Raw genomic sequence first — 16,330 nt, forward strand, 5'->3', positions numbered from 1 at the left:
CATGACTCAGACATTGCACACTACGCTGCTGATTATCGGCGGCGGCCCTGGCGGTTATGTGGCGGCGATTCGCGCAGGCCAACTGGGCATCCCGACCATCCTGGTAGAAGGCCAGGCACTGGGCGGCACCTGCCTGAACATCGGCTGCATTCCCTCCAAGGCGCTGATCCATGTGGCCGAACAATTCCAGCAAACCGTGCACCATAGCCAGGGCTCGCAGCTGGGCATTGAAGTGGATGTGCCGACCCTGGACATCCGCAAGAGCGTGGAATGGAAAGACGGCATCGTCGACCGCCTGACCACCGGCGTCGCCGCACTGCTGAAAAAACACAAGGTGCAGGTGATCCATGGCTGGGCCAAGGTTATCGACGGCAAGACCGTCGAGGTGGGCGAGCAGCGCATCCAGTGCGAACACCTGCTGCTGGCCACCGGCTCGAAGAGCGTCAACCTGCCGATGCTGCCGATTGGCGGGCCGATCATCTCCTCCACCGAAGCCCTGGCACCGACCCGCGTGCCCAAGCGCCTGATCGTGGTGGGCGGTGGCTATATCGGCCTGGAGCTGGGTATCGCCTACCGCAAGCTCGGTGCCGAGGTCAGTGTGGTCGAGGCCCAAGCGCACATCCTGCCGGCCTACGACGCCGAACTGACCCTGCCGGTGGCTGAATCCCTGAAGAAACTCGGCGTGAAGCTGTACCTGGAGCACAGCGTCACCGGTTTTACCGACGGCAAACTGCAAGTGCGTGCGCCCAACGGCGACACCCTGGCGCTGGACACCGATCAGGTGTTGGTAGCCGTGGGGCGCAAACCCAACACCCAAGGCTGGAACCTCGAAGCGCTGAACCTGGACATGAACGGCGCGGCGATCAAGATCGACAGCCGCTGCCAGACCAGCATGCGCAACGTGTATGCCATTGGCGACCTCAGTGGCGAGCCGATGCTGGCGCACCGGGCCATGGCCCAGGGCGAAATGGTTGCCGAACTGATCAGCGGCAAAGCCCGCGAATTCAACCCGGCGGCGATACCCGCGGTGTGCTTTACCGACCCGGAACTGGTGGTAGTCGGCCAGACCCCGGACGAGGCCAAGGCGGCCGGCCTGGACTGCATCGTGTCGAGCTTCCCGTTCGCCGCCAATGGCCGGGCCATGACGCTGGAGTCCAAAGCCGGCTTCGTGCGGGTGGTGGCGCGGCGTGACAATCACCTGATTGTTGGCTGGCAAGCCGTGGGGGCTGGGGTATCCGAGCTGTCGACCGCGTTCGGCCTGAGCCTGGAAATGGGCGCACGCCTGGAAGACGTGGCCGGCACCATCCACGCCCACCCGACCCTGGGTGAAGCGGTGCAGGAAGCGGCGTTGCGGGCGTTGGGCCACGCGTTGCACCTGTAAAAACACAATCCCTGTAGGAGCGAGCTTGCTCGCGAAAATCGCCAACGATAACGCGGGCCACCCGGTCAAACGCGGCGTCCTTGCGTTCTTCGCGAGCAAGCTCGCTCCTACAGGGGATGCGAACAGCCCTGTGAATGCAGTATTGTTCGCCCATCCAGAAAAAAATCCGACTTGACCAGAGATAGAGGGTGTCATGGGTAACGAGAGCATCAATTGGGACAAGCTGGGTTTTGACTACATCAAGACCGACAAGCGGTTTCTCCAGGTCTGGAAAAACGGCGAATGGCAAGCAGGCACCCTGACCGACGACAATGTGCTGCACATCAGCGAGGGCTCCACTGCCCTGCATTATGGCCAGCAATGCTTCGAGGGCCTGAAGGCCTACCGTTGCAAGGACGGTTCGATCAACCTGTTCCGCCCTGACCAGAACGCCGCCCGCATGCAGCGCAGCTGTGGCCGCCTGCTGATGCCACAAGTGCCGACCGACGCGTTCATCGACGCGTGCAAGCAAGTGGTCAAGGCCAACGAGCGCTTCATCCCGCCGTACGGCAGTGGCGGCGCGCTGTATCTGCGCCCGTTCGTGATCGGCACCGGTGACAACATCGGCGTGCGTAGCGCGCCGGAGTTCATCTTCTCGGTGTTCTGCATCCCGGTCGGTGCCTACTTCAAGGGCGGCCTGGTGCCGCACAACTTCCAGATTTCCGGCTACGACCGCGCCGCACCGCAAGGCACCGGTGCCGCCAAGGTCGGTGGCAACTACGCCGCCAGCCTGATGCCCGGTTCGGAAGCGAAGAAATTCGGCTTCGCCGACGCGATCTACCTGGACCCGATGACCCATTCGAAAATCGAAGAAGTCGGCTCGGCCAACTTCTTCGGGATCACCCACGACAACAAGTTCATCACGCCGAGTTCGCCTTCGGTATTGCCAGGCATCACCCGCCTGTCGCTGATCGAACTGGCCCAGACCCGCCTGGGCCTGGAAGTGGTCGAGGGCGAAGTGTTCATCGACAAGCTGGACCAATTCAAGGAAGCCGGCGCCTGTGGTACCGCTGCGGTGATCTCGCCGATCGGCGGCATCCAGTACAACGGCAAGCTGCATGTGTTCCACAGCGAGACCGAAGTGGGCCCGATCACCCAGAAGCTCTACAAAGAGCTGACCGGTGTGCAGACCGGTGACGTGGAAGCGCCAGCGGGTTGGATCGTCAAGGTCTAACAGCCATGTGGGAGCGGGCTTGCTCGCGAATGCGGAGTGTCAGTCACTGGACTCAGTGCTGATAAACCGCATTCGCGAGCAAGCCCGCTCCCACATTGGATCTCAGGCATTTTCAGGGTTGAGCTGGGATATTCTCGCCAATCTTCTTGCCCATACTGATCCTCGGCTCCACCCCATACCCCAGCGCCTCATAAAACCCCACCACCGCGTCATTGCCGCCGGTGATCTGCAGGTTGATCTTCATGCAACCCAGCGCCGTCAATGCCTGTTCGGCATAGCGCACCAGCGACGATCCCAGGCCATGGCGCCGATAGTCGGCATGTACCGCCACCGAATACAACCAGCCACGATGCCCGTCATAGCCGGCGAGGATGGTACCGATCACAGCTTTGTTGTCGGCGGCAACAAAGAACAACCCGTCATTGACCGCCAGTTTCTTATCAATCGCCAGGCTCGGCAGGTTATGGGCCGTTTCATAGCCAAACGCCTGCTGCCATAACTCAATCACCTGGGCACGATGCTCACGGTCGCGATACGGCCCGATGGGGTGGCGGGACAACAGCGCCTTTTCCATCACCAATGTGCGCTCGTTGCCGTGGTACACGTCACGCACGTTGTGAAAGCCCAGCTTGGCGTAGAAGGCTTGCGCCGTCAGCGAGGACGGCACGCTCAAGACCGTCACGCCGGCTTCACGGGCGCGCAGTTCGATCTCGATCATCAATAACCGGCCGATGCCCTGCCCTTGCAGCGCCGGGTTGACGAACACCGAGCGCACCACATTGCCATCAAGCGCCGCCGTAGCGACGATCAGTTGATCCGTCGTTGCCACAAGCACCACCCGCCGCTGGAGCAACGCCAGCACCGCGTCGGGGGTGAAGTTGCTGGCAACCCGCGCAATCACATCTGCGGGGTAATCACGTGCGTTGCTGCTGTGCAGCGCAGCCAGGATGACTTCACTGATGCCCTCGGCATCTGAGGGTTGGGCAAGGCGAACAGCGGTAGACATGGTTCCTCCTGGCTGACAGCGCTATAACAGCCACATTGGTCCACATTTCAATCCGGCAGCCGATTCGGCTGCGCCACTCCCGTTTTCAGCTTTCTTGGCTGAGCCACCCCGCTGTTTCAGCCGGGATCCTTTCCCCACAACGCACAAAATAGCGGCACAAGATCCCCAACGGACCCGTGCCCCCATGCAAACCACCAACACCGTCCTGATGATCCGCCCGGCGCGCTTTGCCTTCAACCCGGATACCGCGATCAACAACCGCTTCCAACGCCCGCCGCTGGACCCGCTCAGTGCACAGCACAAAGCGCTGGAGGAGTTCGACGGTTATGTCGACACCCTGCGCCAGCAGGGTGTGGAGGTGCTGGTGGTGCAGGACACGCCGGCGCCCCACACGCCCGACTCGATCTTCCCCAACAACTGGTGGAGCAGCCATGCCGACGGCAGCCTGGTGCTCTACCCCATGGAAGGCCAGAACCGCCGACTGGAGCGCAACAAGGGCGTGCTGCAAGTCCTGGAGCAACGCTTTGCGATCCACACCACCATCGACCTCAGCCACTTGGAACAACAGAACATCTTCCTGGAAGGCACCGGCAGCATGGTGCTCGACCGCCAGCACCGCATCAGCTACGCCTGCCATTCGGGGCGCACCCACCACGCGGCGTTGCGCCAGTTTGCCGAACGCCTCGATTACCAACTCTGCGTGTTCCACGCCCTGGACCGCCACCAGGCCCCCATCTATCACAGCAACGTGATGATGAGCGTTGGCCGCGACCTCGCGGTGGTGTGCCTGCAAGCCCTGCCCGACGACAGCGAGCGCCTGGCCCTGGAGCGCTCCCTGCGCGACACCGGCAAGGACATCCTCAGCCTGGATTTTGACCAGTTGGAAGCCTTCGCCGGCAACATGCTGGAAGTCCACGACCGGGACGGCCAGCCGTTGCTGGTGATGTCCGCCAGTGCCTGGGGCGCCCTGCATCCGGCGCAGCGCCAGCACGTGGAGCGCCATACGCGGCCGGTGGTGGTGAACATTGACAACATCGAACGCATCGGCGGCGGCAGTGCCCGCTGCATGCTGGCCGAAGTGCATCTGCCGGCCCGTCCCTCATTTCAATAAGGAGTCTTGCCATGACCCGTTATATCGACGTCAACGACCTCAGCTACCTGGTTTCGCAAAAAGGCCTGCAAACCTGCATCACCGAGATGGCCGACTACATTCGCGCCGACTACCTGCGCTGGCAGGAGTTCGAAAAATGCGCGCGCCTGGCCAACCACTCACCGGATGGCGTGATCGAGTTGATGCCGGTATCCGACGCCTCGCTGTACGCCTTCAAATACGTCAACGGCCACCCGAAAAACACCCTGGCCGGCATGCTCACCGTGATGGCGTTCGGTGCCTTGGGCGACGTCGACACCGGCAAACCGGTGCTGCTGGCGGAAATGACCCTCACCACCGCGATCCGCACCGCTGCCACCTCGGCCCTGGTCGCCCGCTACCTGGCCCGCGCCAACAGCCGCAGCATGGCGCTGATCGGTAACGGCTGCCAGAGCGAGTTCCAGGCCCTGGCCTTCCACGCCATGCTCGGCATTACTGAAATCCGCCTGTTCGACATCGACCCCCAGGCCACCGCCAAGCTCGCCGCCAACCTCAAGGCGTTCCCGGCCATCAAGGTGATCCTGGCCGCCAGCGTCGCCGAGGCGGTCAAAGGCGCGGACATTGTCACCACCGTTACGGCCGACAAAGCCTACGCCACCATCCTGACTGACGAGATGATCGAGCCGGGCATGCACCTCAATGCCGTGGGCGGTGACTGCCCGGGCAAGACCGAGCTGGATCGACGCATCGTCGAGCGCGCCCGGGTGATCGTCGAGTACGAACCGCAAAGCCGCATCGAAGGCGAAATCCAGCACATGCCGGAAGATTCGCCGGTCACCGAGCTGTGGCAAGTGATCAATGGCCAACAGCCCGGCCGCGAGAATGACCGCCAAATCACCCTGTTCGACTCGGTGGGTTTCGCCATCGAAGACTACTCGGCCCTGCGCTATGTACTGGACGTGGCCAAGGCGTTGGAAGTGGGCAGTGAGCTGGAGCTGGTGCCAGACCTGGCCGACCCGAAAGACCTGTTTGCACGCCTGGCCCAGCAACCTTTGGCACAGCATAAAAAGCGCGCCTGAGACCGCTCTGGCCTGCCGCTTTGCGCCCAAGGCAGGCCAGATTTACACAGGTTGAAAGCCGATTTTGCCGGTGCCGCAGCCGATTCCGCTGCATTGCTTGTTTTAACAGCGCAATTTGCGCTTTGCACAGGGGGTAAACGACACAAAAAACGCACCATCATGAAGCATTCTCTGCTCCCAGTTATTCACTGCCCCTGACATCAATTACAAAATATAGGGACCGACACATGACTCCTCTGCGATCACTCTTCGCTGCGTTGCTGTTGCCACTGTGCGCCACTGCTGCCCACGCCCAAGACTGGAAAGAAATCCGGTTTGGCGTGTTCCCCGAATACCCGCCCTTCGAATCCGTCGCCGCCGATGGCAGCTTGCAAGGCTTCGATATCGAATTGGGCAACGCCATCTGCGCCAAGCTCGAAGTGAAATGCACCTGGGTGCACAACGAATTCGACGGCATGATCCCGGCCCTGCGTGCGCGCAAGTTCGACGCGATCATGTCTTCCATGGCCGTAACCCCGGCCCGCGAGAAAGTCATCGATTTCACCGACCGCCTGTTCCTCAGCCCCACCTCGGTGATCACCCGCAAAAACGCCACCTTCGGTGATACCCCCGAGTCGCTCAACGGCAAGCAAGTTGGCGTGCTGCAAGGCTCGTTGCAGGAAGCCTATGCCCGCGCGCACCTGGCCAAGCTCGGTGCACAGATCAAGGCGTACCAGTCCCAGGAACAGAACTACGCCGACCTGCAAAATGGCCGCCTCGACGCCACCCTGACGGACAAGCTCGAAGCCCAGCTCAACTTCCTGTCCAAGCCCGAAGGCGCCGACTTCAAGACCGGCCCGGCCTTCAAGGACCCGACCCTGCCCCTGGACATTGCCATGGGCCTGCGCAAGAACGACCAGGCATTGCGTGAGCTGATCAACAAGGGCATCGCCGCCGTCCAGGCCGATGGCACCTACGCCCAGATCCAGAAGAAATACTTTGGCGATCAGGACATCTACAACGAGTAACCGGCAACCCGTGCCCATGTGGGAGCGGGCTTGCCCGCGATAGCGGTGGTTCAGGCGCCCAGGCCGTGACTGCACCACCGCTATCGCAGGCAAGCCAGCTCCCACAATAAATACGTGCGCTCCTTCGAGATCCTCCCTATGAACGACCTCCTCAACCTGCAAGGCTACGGCCCCATGCTGGCCCAGGGTGCCTGGATGACGCTCAAGCTGGCGTTCCTCGCCCTGGCCCTGAGCCTTACCCTGGGCCTGGTCGCCGCGGGCGCCAAACTCTCCAGCGCCAGATGGCTGCGCGTGCCGGCCACGCTCTACACCACGTTGATCCGCAGCGTGCCGGACCTGGTGCTGATCCTGCTGATCTTCTACAGCCTGCAACTGTGGCTCAACGACCTGACCGAAGCGTTCGGCTGGGACTACGTTGAAATCGACCCGTTTACCGCCGGGGTGATCACCCTGGGCTTTATCTACGGCGCATATTTCACCGAGAACTTCCGAGGCGCGATCCTCAGTGTGCCGGCGGGCCAACTGGAAGCCGCCACCGCCTACGGCCTGAGCCGCTGGCAGCGCTTTCACCTGGTGCTGTTCCCGCAACTGATGCGCTTTGCCCTGCCGGGCCTGGGCAATAACTGGCTGGTGCTGCTCAAGTCCACGGCGCTGGTGTCGATCATCGGCCTGTCAGACCTGGTCAAGGCCGCGCAGAACGCCGGCAAATCCACCAGCGAGCCGCTGTACTTCCTGATCCTCGCCGGCCTGGTGTACCTGATGATTACCACCCTCTCCAACCGCATCTTCAAGCGCCTGGAACGGCGCTATAACCTGGGCATCAAGGGGATGGCGCGATGATCGAACTGTTCCAGCAATACGGCCTGGCCTACCTGTTCAGCGATGGCAGCGGCGTGTCCGGTGTTGCCATGACCTTGTGGCTGTTCATTATCTCGGTGGTGCTGGGCTTTGGCCTGTCGATCCCCCTGGCGCTGGCACGCGTCTCAGAGCACTTCTGGCTGCGCTGGCCGGTGGAGGTCTACACCTACCTGTTCCGTGGCACGCCGCTGTATATCCAACTGCTGATTTGCTACACCGGGCTATACAGCCTGGAAGTGGTGCAAGACAACGCCTTGCTCAACCAGTTTTTCCGCAATGCGCTGAACTGCACGCTGTTGGCGTTTGTGCTCAACACCTGCGCCTATACCGTGGAAATCTTCGCCGGGGCGATCCGCAACATCCCCCATGGCGAGCTCGAAGCGGCACGCGCCTATGGCTTGCACGGCTGGCGGCTGAACCTGTTTGTGATCGTGCCCGCCGCCTTGCGTCGCGCCCTGCCGGCCTACAGCAATGAAATGATCCTGATGCTGCACGCCACGTCGCTGGCGTTCACCGCCACCGTCGCCGACATCCTCAAGGTCGCCCGCGATGCGAATGCCGAGACGTTCCTGACCTTCCAGGCGTTCGGCATCGCCGCCCTGCTCTACATGCTGCTGTCCTTTGCACTGGTGGGCCTGTTCAGGCTGGCCGAACGTCGCTGGATGCGTTTTCTTGTTCCTACCCGAGGCTAACCCATGAATCAGTCCGCGCAGGCCCTGGCCGCTTATCCGCTGGATGTACCCGTCGGCAAAACCGCCACGGCGGCCATCAAGCTGCAAGTCGAAGGTATCCATAAACGCTACGGCGAACACGAAGTGCTCAAGGGCGTGTCCCTCAATGCCCGCCAGGGCGATGTGATCAGCCTGATCGGCGCCAGCGGCTCGGGCAAAAGCACGATGCTGCGGTGCATCAACTTTCTGGAACAGCCTGACGCCGGGGTGATTACCCTGGACGGCATCAGCATCGAAATGCAACCAGGCCGCGCCGGCACCCGCGCGCCGCACCAGGCGCAACTGCAAAACCTGCGCACGCGCCTGGCCATGGTGTTCCAGCACTTCAACCTGTGGAGCCATATGACCGTGCTGGAAAACATCACCATGGTCCCGCGCCGGGTGCTGAACGTGAGCGCTGCCGAAGCCGAGAAACGTGCGCGGCTGTACCTCGACAAGGTCGGCCTGCCCAGCCGCGTGGCGGACCAATACCCGGCGTTCCTGTCCGGTGGCCAGCAGCAGCGCGTGGCCATTGCGCGGGCGCTGGCGATGGAACCGGAGATTATCCTGTTCGATGAACCCACCTCGGCCCTGGACCCGGAGCTTGTAGGAGAAGTGCTAAAAGTCATACAGACGTTGGCCGAGGAAGGTCGTACCATGCTGATGGTCACCCACGAAATGGGCTTTGCCCGCCAGGTGTCCAGCCAAGTGCTGTTCCTGCACCAGGGCCGAGTCGAGGAACACGGCGGCGCCGAGATCCTCGACCATCCCACCAGCGAACGCTTGCAGCAATTTCTTTCCAACCGTTTGAAGTGAACTCATGGATACCAAGGCCAACGGACCCCATTCTTCCCCTACGCTGGATCGCATCGACGAAGCGATCATCGACGTACTCAGGCATCAGGGGCGTATCACCTACGAAAAGCTCTCGTCACTGGTGCACCTCACCCCCAGGCCCTGCCTGGAGCGGGTGCGCAAATTGGAGCGCCGCGGGGTGATCCGTGGGTATGGGGCGATCATCGATGTGCAGATGGTCTCACCGGGGCTGTCGCTGCTGGTGCTGGTGGCCTTGTCCAACCAAAGCGGGCGCTCGGCGCAAAAGGCTTTCGAAGTCTGCGTGAAAGCCTGCCCGCAGGTGTTCGAATGCCAGTTGATCAGCGGGCCGTTCGACTACAGCCTGCGCATGCGGTGCCGCGACATGGAGCATTATCGGGTGCTGACCGAGACCTGGTTGAACAATGATGAGTTGCACATTGATAAGTTGGTGGCGCATCCGGAACTCGCGGTAGTCAAAAACACCGCTACTGACTTGGCCTGAGCCACTCCTTTCCCGTAGTAATCAAAAGTTGCTTTGGGGCATCGCCATGGCATGCAGCGCTCCTAAAACTACGCAACAAAAGTCCTGTTATCGATCTAGGACCATTGTGTCAGTTGGCGCTGGACAAGCCGCACCGCAGGTAGTAGCGTACGGCCATTACTCGAATAAAGTATAGCTCCCGGGATATGAGGTTCTACTTTGACGGCCCTTGAGATTGTGAAAAGTGATTGTCGTTCTTGCGCCCGCTCCACTCGGCATGAAATTTCCGCAGAAGTGACAAACAGAGTTGAAGAGTGGTGGGCTAACGAGTTAGATAGCTGGCGCATTATTCGCTGCCAAGGATGTCATACCTACTCCTTTCAAATGAAACATGAAGACTTTGATGAAATAGAAGAAGATGAAAACGGCCTCCATCACGCGGTATCTTTCGATGTTTATCCCAGCGTGGTAAAAAATCACCATGGATTAACGCACACACACCTTCTCCCGCCGCTAATCAGCACAATATACCTACAAAGCGTGAAAGCACTGAGCCAATATAACAACGTATTGGGCAGCATTGGATTAAGGGCCTGCATTGAAGCAGTTTGTAATCACCTTGATATCTCAGGCACAAATCTACAACGAAGAATTGACCAGCTTTTCAAAGCCGGCCATGTTTCCAATGGCGATAAAAAACGATTACACGCCATCCGCTTTTTAGGAAATGATGCTGCGCATGAAATAAAACAACCAAAACCATTAGATATTCGAATCGCACTGGAGATCGTTGAACATCTTTTGAACACTGTTTTCATTTTAGAAAGTCGTGCAGCCGGACTAGAGACCGTAGCAGAAAATTACGCAGACTTCATAAGATTGCTGGAGAGTTGCGCATCACAACATAAATCAGGCACGTCAATCAACCTTCTAGGACTCTTAGGGAAACGCCGCCGACTCATAGCGGCAAGCTTAGATACATTTGAGACTCAACTCATATTGGATATAGAGGAAGGCAAGATTACGTTCTTAAAAGCACCTCCCTCCCAGACTGGGGAAGAGCGCGAACTTCAGCTATATGAAGTCGAATTGGATTATTTCGTGCAAGACGACGACATCCCTTTCTAATTAAAAAAACAACTATCTAAAAACAAAAAACATTAACGCTTGACGATCACCCGACTACCAAAACAAACAATACAGTTATCACTGATAAAAGCACACTACAAAACACGGACCGAACACGCTACATTTCCATATAAATCACGGAGGATCTCATTCCATGTCTGATAGCACTAGCACCATTCGCGTTTCAAACCATAACAACTGGCCTGCCGTAGAATTATTCCCTTGTGAGCGCGATTTAATACAGAAGATGGCAACACATAATATTCAGCAAATATTTGTTACAGCCAAACTCAAACCAGATGACAAAGACGAACCTTTTAATGCCGCAGTAGGCCATATATTAGACTGCTTAGACTGTCTGCCTCAACGTCCAGATGCGGCGTTCGATAGCCTTTACAAAGTCATCGATCAAAACTTAAACATTTTTGAAAAACCAAGCCGCTCACGCATGCAAGCTATGGCAGACCATTTTTTCAGCGTTCATCCTACTGAGTGGACTGTCATTACAGAGCTTCTATCAGAGCATATACCGCAACAAACTGCTGACTATGCGGCATCTCGCATATTGGACTGTCAAATAGAGAGCAATCCTCCACACAGCGAGCACATGAAGAAGCGCGCAGAGCGCAGTTTAGGAAAACAGCGATATAAAGATTTTTGCAAAAAGTTCCTAATTACAGCCCCCGACACCCCGGAATTATTCTTAAGCCTAAACTATGAGGACAGGAGAAACGCAGGCCGGCTAATGTGTCTTTTCTTTCGACAATCTGCACCATTAAAGAAAATCCCGAAAAACCCCGAAGACGCATCTTCAACCTTAAATTTGTCAAATCCAGCCAACCTACTTTTACCAAAAGAAAAACTGACATCATTACTGGAAATATTGCTCTCCACATACAGACACGAACGTTTTCACGGGGAAGCATTTTCGCCATTTAGAAGTAGCAAGGCGTCGATAAAAACCTATGCCCACGCATATTACGCACTTATAGTAGCCTACATCATTGTATTAGGTGTACTGGAGTCGCAAAACAAAGGTGGAACTTCCATGGCATCAATAGTAGATGTAACCCGTAAATCCATGAAAAGCATATCGTCTTTTTTTGAAGATGCCTTAAACAAATAAATCTGTCCCCGTTAGCAATTCCCTCGCCTTTTGGTGCCCCTCCCCCCTAAGCCCTGCCTGGGGTGGGGAGGTGGCCTTGTCCAACCAAAGCGGGCGCTCGGCGCAAAAGGCCTTCGAAGCCTGCGTCAAAGCCTGCCCGCAGGTGTTCGAATGCCAGTTGATCAGCGGGCCGTTCGACTACAGCCTGCGCATGCGCTGCCGGGATATGGAACATTACCGGGTGCTGACCGAGACCTGGTTGAACAATGATGAGTTGCACATTGATAAGTTGGTGGCGCATCCGGAGTTGGGGGTGGTCAAGAACACCGCGACCGAACTGGCCTGATCCAGCTGGTTTGTGTGGGAGCTGGCTTGCCTGCGATAGGCATAGGAATCTACTCAATTTTCTGGGCTGTAGCTGGTAGCAGCAGACGCTAACCACGATGCGAAGCGAGCCGCTCTTGATCTTGATCTGCTTTTGATCTTAGGCGCCCCGTTAAACCACGCTGGCCGGAATTCGACAGAGATTTGGGGGGTAAACCGGCAGGGATGCCGGTTTAGCCGCCCCGCGCCATGGATGGCGCGTGGCGGCGGCCCCCCAAATCACTGGCGGATTACGGGCACACCGAGCCTAAGCGAGGTGCCGAGTGGTGGGGCAAGAGCGTTTTGCTTACTTTTGCGCTTTTCAAAAGTGAGCCGCTGTCAGGGCGGAACCCTAAGTGGCCGTTACCGCAGGAATGGATATGTACTCGGTATTACGGTGTCGACTGTGAGGCCGTCTTCGCAGGCAAGCCAGCTCCCACAGTTGGATCGTGGGGTGTCAGGTAGATAGGCGTCGGCTGCAAGGCCGCCATCACAGGCAAGCCAGCTCCCACATTGACCGGGTTTGCAATTCTTTTGCCTGGCTTGGCCCCCACCAGCTTCGCCTGCCCATCTTTCTGCTTGCCCGTACGCGCTTCGCTGATCAACCCCGGGATCAACTTGCCTTCCGGCAAGTTCTTCCAGAAGCGGCTGGGCAAATGCCCTTCCATCACCTTGGGATTCAACCGTGCCGGGTTGAAGATGTGGCTGTAGTAGGTCAGCCACATGGCGCTGTGGGGGTCTTCGACATTCTGTGCCAGTTGCTGCCAGGCTTCGGGGCACTGGCGCTGATGAATCAGTTGTTCGCCGTCGTAATACACCCCGTCCAGGGGCGTGGCGATCATCCAGCGATGGCGGCCCATGCGCCCGATAAAATGCTCGCTGGCGCTCTTGAGAATGTCATGGGCCGGCTCATGCCAGGCCACGTACTCCGGCAGTTCCGGCCCGGCCCCGGCCGGCAGCGCGATGAAGCGCACAAACGCATGCAAGTGGTGAGCCTCTCGGCTGACTTGCTTGATGCGCCGCTGCAACTCGCTGCCAAGCTTGTCCCCCGCGAGCATGGCCGTGCGATCACCATGGCTGACCCGCCACAGCACTTCATACAACAGGCTCCAGCGTTGATCACCGTGGTAACAGGCGGCGGACTCCAGTAATTGCAACAGCGCCTTGGGGATGCGCGCCTGAAACGGCCCCAACCCCGGCGGGATTGGTTCATCGGTAGCGAACAGGTCTGCCGCCTGCATCTGGCCCCAGCTCACCTGGCTGGGGTCGACCTGATGGCTGAGCAACCAGCGTGCCTGTTCGCGCCAGGTGCTGAACAGGTTGTCGCATTCCAGGCTGATCATCCCCACAGCCCCATCTGTTGCGGCTGCGGACGATCACGCAGTTGTTCACGCAGCAACACACTGGTGCTGTCGGCCTGTTGCGGGTGGTAGTCGCTGGTGATGAAAAACGGCTTGGCCTTGGCCAACACGCAGCGCATGCGCGCCAGGTCTTCGAAGCGGATCTTGCGTTCACGGCGCAGGTCGACCAGGCGCTGGGTGGTGCGCAGGCCGATGCCGGGGATACGTGCGATCAGCGTGGGCTCGGCGCGGTTCAGGTCCAGGGGGAACACCTCACGATGCTCCAGGGCCCAGGCCAGCTTGGGGTCGATATCCAGTGCCAGGTCGCCGGGGCCGGCGAACAGCTCATTGGCGCGGAAACCGTAACTGCGCAGCAGGAAGTCCGCCTGGTACAAGCGGTGCTCGCGCATCAAGGGCGGCGCGGCCAGGGGTACGCTTTTCGGGCTGTTGGGGATGGGGCTGAACGCTGAGTAATACACGCGGCGCAACTTGAAATTGCCGTACAACGCCTCGGCACCGTGCAAGATGGTGCTGTCGTCGGTGTCGTCGGCACCGACAATCATCTGCGTGCTTTGCCCGGCCGGGGCGAAACGTGGCGCGCGGGGTTCGTTGAGCACCGTCTGTTCGCCGGTGTAAATGGTCTGCATGGCCTGCTTGATCGAGCCAATCTGCTTCTCGGGCGCCAGGGTTTGCAGGCTGGCGTCGGTGGGCAGTTCGATGTTCACGCTGAGGCGATCGGCATAACGGCCAGCCTCGGCGATCAGGGCCGGGTCGGCATCAGGGATGGTCTTGAGGTGGATATAGCCGCGAAAGTCATGCTCTTCGCGCAGCAGTTTGGCGACTCGCACCAGTTGTTCCATGGTGTAGTCCGACGAACGGATGATGCCGGAACTGAGGAACAGCCCGCTGACGCAATTGCGCTTGTAGAAATCCAGGGTCAGGGTGACCACCTCCTCCGGGCTGAAGCGCGCACGGGGCACGTCGCTGGAGCGGCGGTTGACGCAGTATTGGCAGTCGTAGAGGCAGAAGTTGGTGAGCAACACCTTGAGCAACGACACGCAACGGCCATCGGGCGTGTAACTGTGGCAAATGCCCATGCCATTGGTGGAACCCAGCCCCGCCTTGCCCTCGGAACTGCGCTTGGGCGCGCCACTGCTGGCGCAGGACGCGTCGTACTTGGCGGCGTCGGCGAGGATGCTGAGTTTTTCGATCAACTGCATGGAGGGTTACCGATACTGGTTTTTTGTACAGTACCAATAGCCACACCTTGTCACAAGTGCCGTCTGTAGGAGCGAGCTTGCTTGCGAAGAAGGCAAGAGCGCCGCGTTCATCCAGATGAGGCGCGTTATCGTTGACGTTCTTCGCGAGCAAGCTCGCTCCTACAGGGGATCGGTCAGCTGGCAGTGGCCAGGAGCAAGTCCTGCACCGAACGTCCCTTGTCGCGGTTTCGATCGTGCTCATACAGCGACGCCGCAATCTCATCCGCCCGAATCGGCAGCACCGACAGCAAAGTATCGCTCAAGCCATGGCTGGCCTGGCTGAAGCCCTGGATATAGATGCCGGCCTTGCAGCGCTCGTCGGTGACGATGCGGTAGTCGCGGGCCACCTCAAAGTCGCCCATGTAGGCCTCCAGCGGCGCCAGCAGCTCACGGTGCATCTGGCGCTCGTAGCCGGTGGCCAGGATCACCGCGTCGTAATGGTTAAGGCTGGTTTCGCCAGTGGCGGTATTGCGCAGGGCCAGTTCGATGCCCAGCGGGCCAGGGGTGGCTTTCTCTACCACGGTGAGGGTACGGAACGCCTGGCGGGCGATGCCGGAGACTTTCTGGCGGTAGAAAATCCCGTAGATGCGCTCGATCAGGTCCAGGTCCACCACCGAGTAGTTGGTGTTCTGATATTCGGCGACCAAACGCTCACGCTCGGCACCGACTTGCTGGAATACCAGGTCCGTAAAGGCCGGCGAGAACACTTCGTTGACGAACGGGCTGTCGTCGGCCGGCTTGAGCGCCGAGCCGCGCAGGATCATGTCGACCTGCACCGACGGGAAGCTGTCATTGAGGTCGATAAAGGCTTCGGCCGCGCTCTGGCCACCGCCGATCACGGCGATGCGCATCGGCTTGCCATCTACACACGGCTGGTTGGCCATGCGCTCCAGGTACTGGGAATGGTGGAACACCCGGCTGTCGCCCTTGAGCGCCTTGAACGCATCGGGAATGCGCGGCGTGCCGCCGGCGCTGACCACCACCGAACGGGTGGTGCGCACATGCTGCTCGCCGTGGGCATCGCGGGAGATCACGCGCAAGGCCTCGACCTGTTGCTGATGCAGGATCGGCTCGATGGCCAGCACTTCTTCACCGTAGTTGGCCTGGGCCTGGAACTGCCCCGCCACCCAGCGCAGGTAGTCGTTGTACTCCATGCGGCAGGGGTAGAAGGTGCCCAGGTTGATGAAGTCCACCAGGCGGTCGTGGGCCTTGAGGTAGTTGACGAAGGAATACGGGCTGGTGGGGTTGCGCAGGGTCACCAGGTCCTTGAGGAAGGAAATCTGCAGTTCGCTCTGGGTGACCAGGGTATTGCCGTGCCAGCGGTAGTCGGCTTGTTTGTCGAGAAACAGCACGTCCAGCTTGCCCTGGGCCTTTTCACGCTCCTGCAGGGCGATGGCCAGCGCCAGGTTCGAAGGGCCGAAACCGATCCCGATCAGGTCATGAACCGCGGGCGAAGCAATTGCCTGTGTCATTCCAGTGTCCTCTGGATAAGCC

Annotated in this window: 14 protein-coding genes and 4 pseudogenes; 13 read left to right on the forward strand and 5 right to left on the reverse strand. The window is 59.3% G+C overall.

The window, feature by feature from the left end:
- Position 1 precedes the first annotated feature (1 nt).
- The 3 genes and pseudogenes from lpdA to N2A98_RS16515 all read left to right on the forward strand — a co-directional run bounded on the left by lpdA (position 2) and on the right by N2A98_RS16515 (position 2,594).
- Positions 2-1,381, forward strand: coding sequence for a dihydrolipoyl dehydrogenase (lpdA, locus tag N2A98_RS16505; protein ID WP_044272494.1), 1,380 nt, complete (start codon positions 2-4; stop codon positions 1,379-1,381).
- A gap of 25 nt (positions 1,382-1,406) precedes the next feature.
- Positions 1,407-1,493: pseudogene (locus tag N2A98_RS16510) on the forward strand (outer membrane lipoprotein carrier protein LolA); the annotation flags it as partial.
- Positions 1,494-1,574: 81 nt separating this feature from the next.
- Entirely contained in the window at positions 1,575-2,594 is a 1,020-nt protein-coding gene (locus N2A98_RS16515) for a branched-chain amino acid aminotransferase (protein ID WP_044272491.1), read from the forward strand.
- A gap of 112 nt (positions 2,595-2,706) precedes the next feature.
- Here N2A98_RS16515 and N2A98_RS16520 read toward each other — a convergent pair whose 3' ends face one another.
- Positions 2,707-3,600 (reverse strand): GNAT family acetyltransferase, encoded by an 894-nt coding sequence (locus N2A98_RS16520; protein WP_275622340.1) that lies wholly within the window; start codon positions 3,598-3,600, stop codon positions 2,707-2,709.
- A gap of 184 nt (positions 3,601-3,784) precedes the next feature.
- On the opposite strand from N2A98_RS16520, the gene N2A98_RS16525 reads away from it, so the two are divergent.
- From N2A98_RS16525 to N2A98_RS16570, 10 genes and pseudogenes are all read left to right on the forward strand, one after another.
- Positions 3,785-4,711: an arginine deiminase-related protein gene (locus tag N2A98_RS16525; RefSeq protein WP_044272489.1), complete on the forward strand. Its 927-nt coding sequence runs from the start codon at positions 3,785-3,787 to the stop codon at positions 4,709-4,711.
- A gap of 11 nt (positions 4,712-4,722) precedes the next feature.
- Positions 4,723-5,769, forward strand: coding sequence for an ornithine cyclodeaminase (locus tag N2A98_RS16530; RefSeq protein WP_044272485.1), 1,047 nt, complete (start codon positions 4,723-4,725; stop codon positions 5,767-5,769).
- A 227-nt stretch (positions 5,770-5,996) separates the two neighbouring features.
- Complete coding sequence (locus N2A98_RS16535) at positions 5,997-6,776, forward strand: ABC transporter substrate-binding protein (protein WP_032896457.1); 780 nt, start codon at positions 5,997-5,999, stop codon at positions 6,774-6,776.
- A 138-nt stretch (positions 6,777-6,914) separates the two neighbouring features.
- Complete coding sequence (locus tag N2A98_RS16540) at positions 6,915-7,616, forward strand: ABC transporter permease (protein WP_275622341.1); 702 nt, start codon at positions 6,915-6,917, stop codon at positions 7,614-7,616.
- Positions 7,613-8,326: an ABC transporter permease gene (locus N2A98_RS16545; protein WP_044272478.1), complete on the forward strand. Its 714-nt coding sequence runs from the start codon at positions 7,613-7,615 to the stop codon at positions 8,324-8,326. Before N2A98_RS16540 ends, N2A98_RS16545 begins: the two co-directional genes overlap by 4 nt.
- Positions 8,327-8,329: 3 nt before the next feature.
- Positions 8,330-9,160, forward strand: coding sequence for an ATP-binding cassette domain-containing protein (locus N2A98_RS16550; protein WP_275622342.1), 831 nt, complete (start codon positions 8,330-8,332; stop codon positions 9,158-9,160).
- 4 nt (positions 9,161-9,164) lie between these two features.
- Complete coding sequence (locus N2A98_RS16555) at positions 9,165-9,662, forward strand: Lrp/AsnC family transcriptional regulator (RefSeq protein WP_275622343.1); 498 nt, start codon at positions 9,165-9,167, stop codon at positions 9,660-9,662.
- A gap of 198 nt (positions 9,663-9,860) precedes the next feature.
- On the forward strand, positions 9,861-10,769 hold the full coding sequence (locus tag N2A98_RS16560) for a DUF4145 domain-containing protein (RefSeq protein WP_138183555.1): 909 nt from the start codon (positions 9,861-9,863) through the stop codon (positions 10,767-10,769).
- Positions 10,770-10,923: 154 nt separating this feature from the next.
- The gene (locus N2A98_RS16565) at positions 10,924-11,895 is read left to right on the forward strand and encodes a hypothetical protein (protein WP_275622344.1); all 972 of its coding nucleotides are present in this window, start codon (positions 10,924-10,926) and stop codon (positions 11,893-11,895) included.
- 70 nt (positions 11,896-11,965) lie between these two features.
- Positions 11,966-12,220 (forward strand): annotated as a pseudogene (locus N2A98_RS16570) (Lrp/AsnC ligand binding domain-containing protein); the annotation flags it as partial.
- Positions 12,221-12,758: 538 nt separating this feature from the next.
- Here the strand turns inward: N2A98_RS16570 and N2A98_RS16575 are convergent.
- From N2A98_RS16575 to N2A98_RS16590, 4 genes and pseudogenes are all read right to left on the reverse strand, one after another.
- Positions 12,759-13,580: pseudogene (locus tag N2A98_RS16575) on the reverse strand (TIGR03915 family putative DNA repair protein); the annotation flags it as partial.
- Positions 13,577-14,797 carry a putative DNA modification/repair radical SAM protein gene (locus tag N2A98_RS16580; protein WP_003192321.1) on the reverse strand — a complete coding sequence of 407 codons (1,221 nt, stop codon included), beginning with the start codon at positions 14,795-14,797 and terminating at the stop codon, positions 13,577-13,579. The gene N2A98_RS16580 and the pseudogene N2A98_RS16575, both read right to left, overlap by 4 nt.
- Positions 14,798-14,861: 64 nt before the next feature.
- A pseudogene (locus N2A98_RS16585) lies at positions 14,862-14,948 on the reverse strand (outer membrane lipoprotein carrier protein LolA); the annotation flags it as partial.
- Positions 14,949-14,970: 22 nt separating this feature from the next.
- Positions 14,971-16,308, reverse strand: coding sequence for a SidA/IucD/PvdA family monooxygenase (locus tag N2A98_RS16590; protein ID WP_078803404.1), 1,338 nt, complete (start codon positions 16,306-16,308; stop codon positions 14,971-14,973).
- Between the last annotated feature and the right edge of the window lie 22 nt (positions 16,309-16,330).

The sequence above is a fragment of the Pseudomonas sp. FJ2-5-13 genome, assembly GCF_029201605.1.
GTDB classification, from domain to species: domain Bacteria; phylum Pseudomonadota; class Gammaproteobacteria; order Pseudomonadales; family Pseudomonadaceae; genus Aquipseudomonas; species Aquipseudomonas lactis.

Bases quoted from the DNA above. Each gene is read 5' to 3' on its own strand.
- N2A98_RS16545 (WP_044272478.1), top strand. From the start codon at position 7,613: ATGATCGAACTGTTCCAGCAATACGGCCTGGCCTACCTGTTCAGCGAT.
- N2A98_RS16555 (WP_275622343.1), top strand. From the start codon at position 9,165: ATGGATACCAAGGCCAACGGACCCCATTCTTCCCCTACGCTGGATCGC.
- N2A98_RS16580 (WP_003192321.1), bottom strand. From the start codon at position 14,797: ATGCAGTTGATCGAAAAACTCAGCATCCTCGCCGACGCCGCCAAGTAC.
- N2A98_RS16590 (WP_078803404.1), bottom strand. From the start codon at position 16,308: ATGACACAGGCAATTGCTTCGCCCGCGGTTCATGACCTGATCGGGATC.
- N2A98_RS16515 (WP_044272491.1), top strand. From the start codon at position 1,575: ATGGGTAACGAGAGCATCAATTGGGACAAGCTGGGTTTTGACTACATC.
- N2A98_RS16525 (WP_044272489.1), top strand. From the start codon at position 3,785: ATGCAAACCACCAACACCGTCCTGATGATCCGCCCGGCGCGCTTTGCC.
- N2A98_RS16530 (WP_044272485.1), top strand. From the start codon at position 4,723: ATGACCCGTTATATCGACGTCAACGACCTCAGCTACCTGGTTTCGCAA.
- N2A98_RS16550 (WP_275622342.1), top strand. From the start codon at position 8,330: ATGAATCAGTCCGCGCAGGCCCTGGCCGCTTATCCGCTGGATGTACCC.
- N2A98_RS16535 (WP_032896457.1), top strand. From the start codon at position 5,997: ATGACTCCTCTGCGATCACTCTTCGCTGCGTTGCTGTTGCCACTGTGC.
- N2A98_RS16565 (WP_275622344.1), top strand. From the start codon at position 10,924: ATGTCTGATAGCACTAGCACCATTCGCGTTTCAAACCATAACAACTGG.
- lpdA (WP_044272494.1), top strand. From the start codon at position 2: ATGACTCAGACATTGCACACTACGCTGCTGATTATCGGCGGCGGCCCT.
- N2A98_RS16520 (WP_275622340.1), bottom strand. From the start codon at position 3,600: ATGTCTACCGCTGTTCGCCTTGCCCAACCCTCAGATGCCGAGGGCATC.
- N2A98_RS16540 (WP_275622341.1), top strand. From the start codon at position 6,915: ATGAACGACCTCCTCAACCTGCAAGGCTACGGCCCCATGCTGGCCCAG.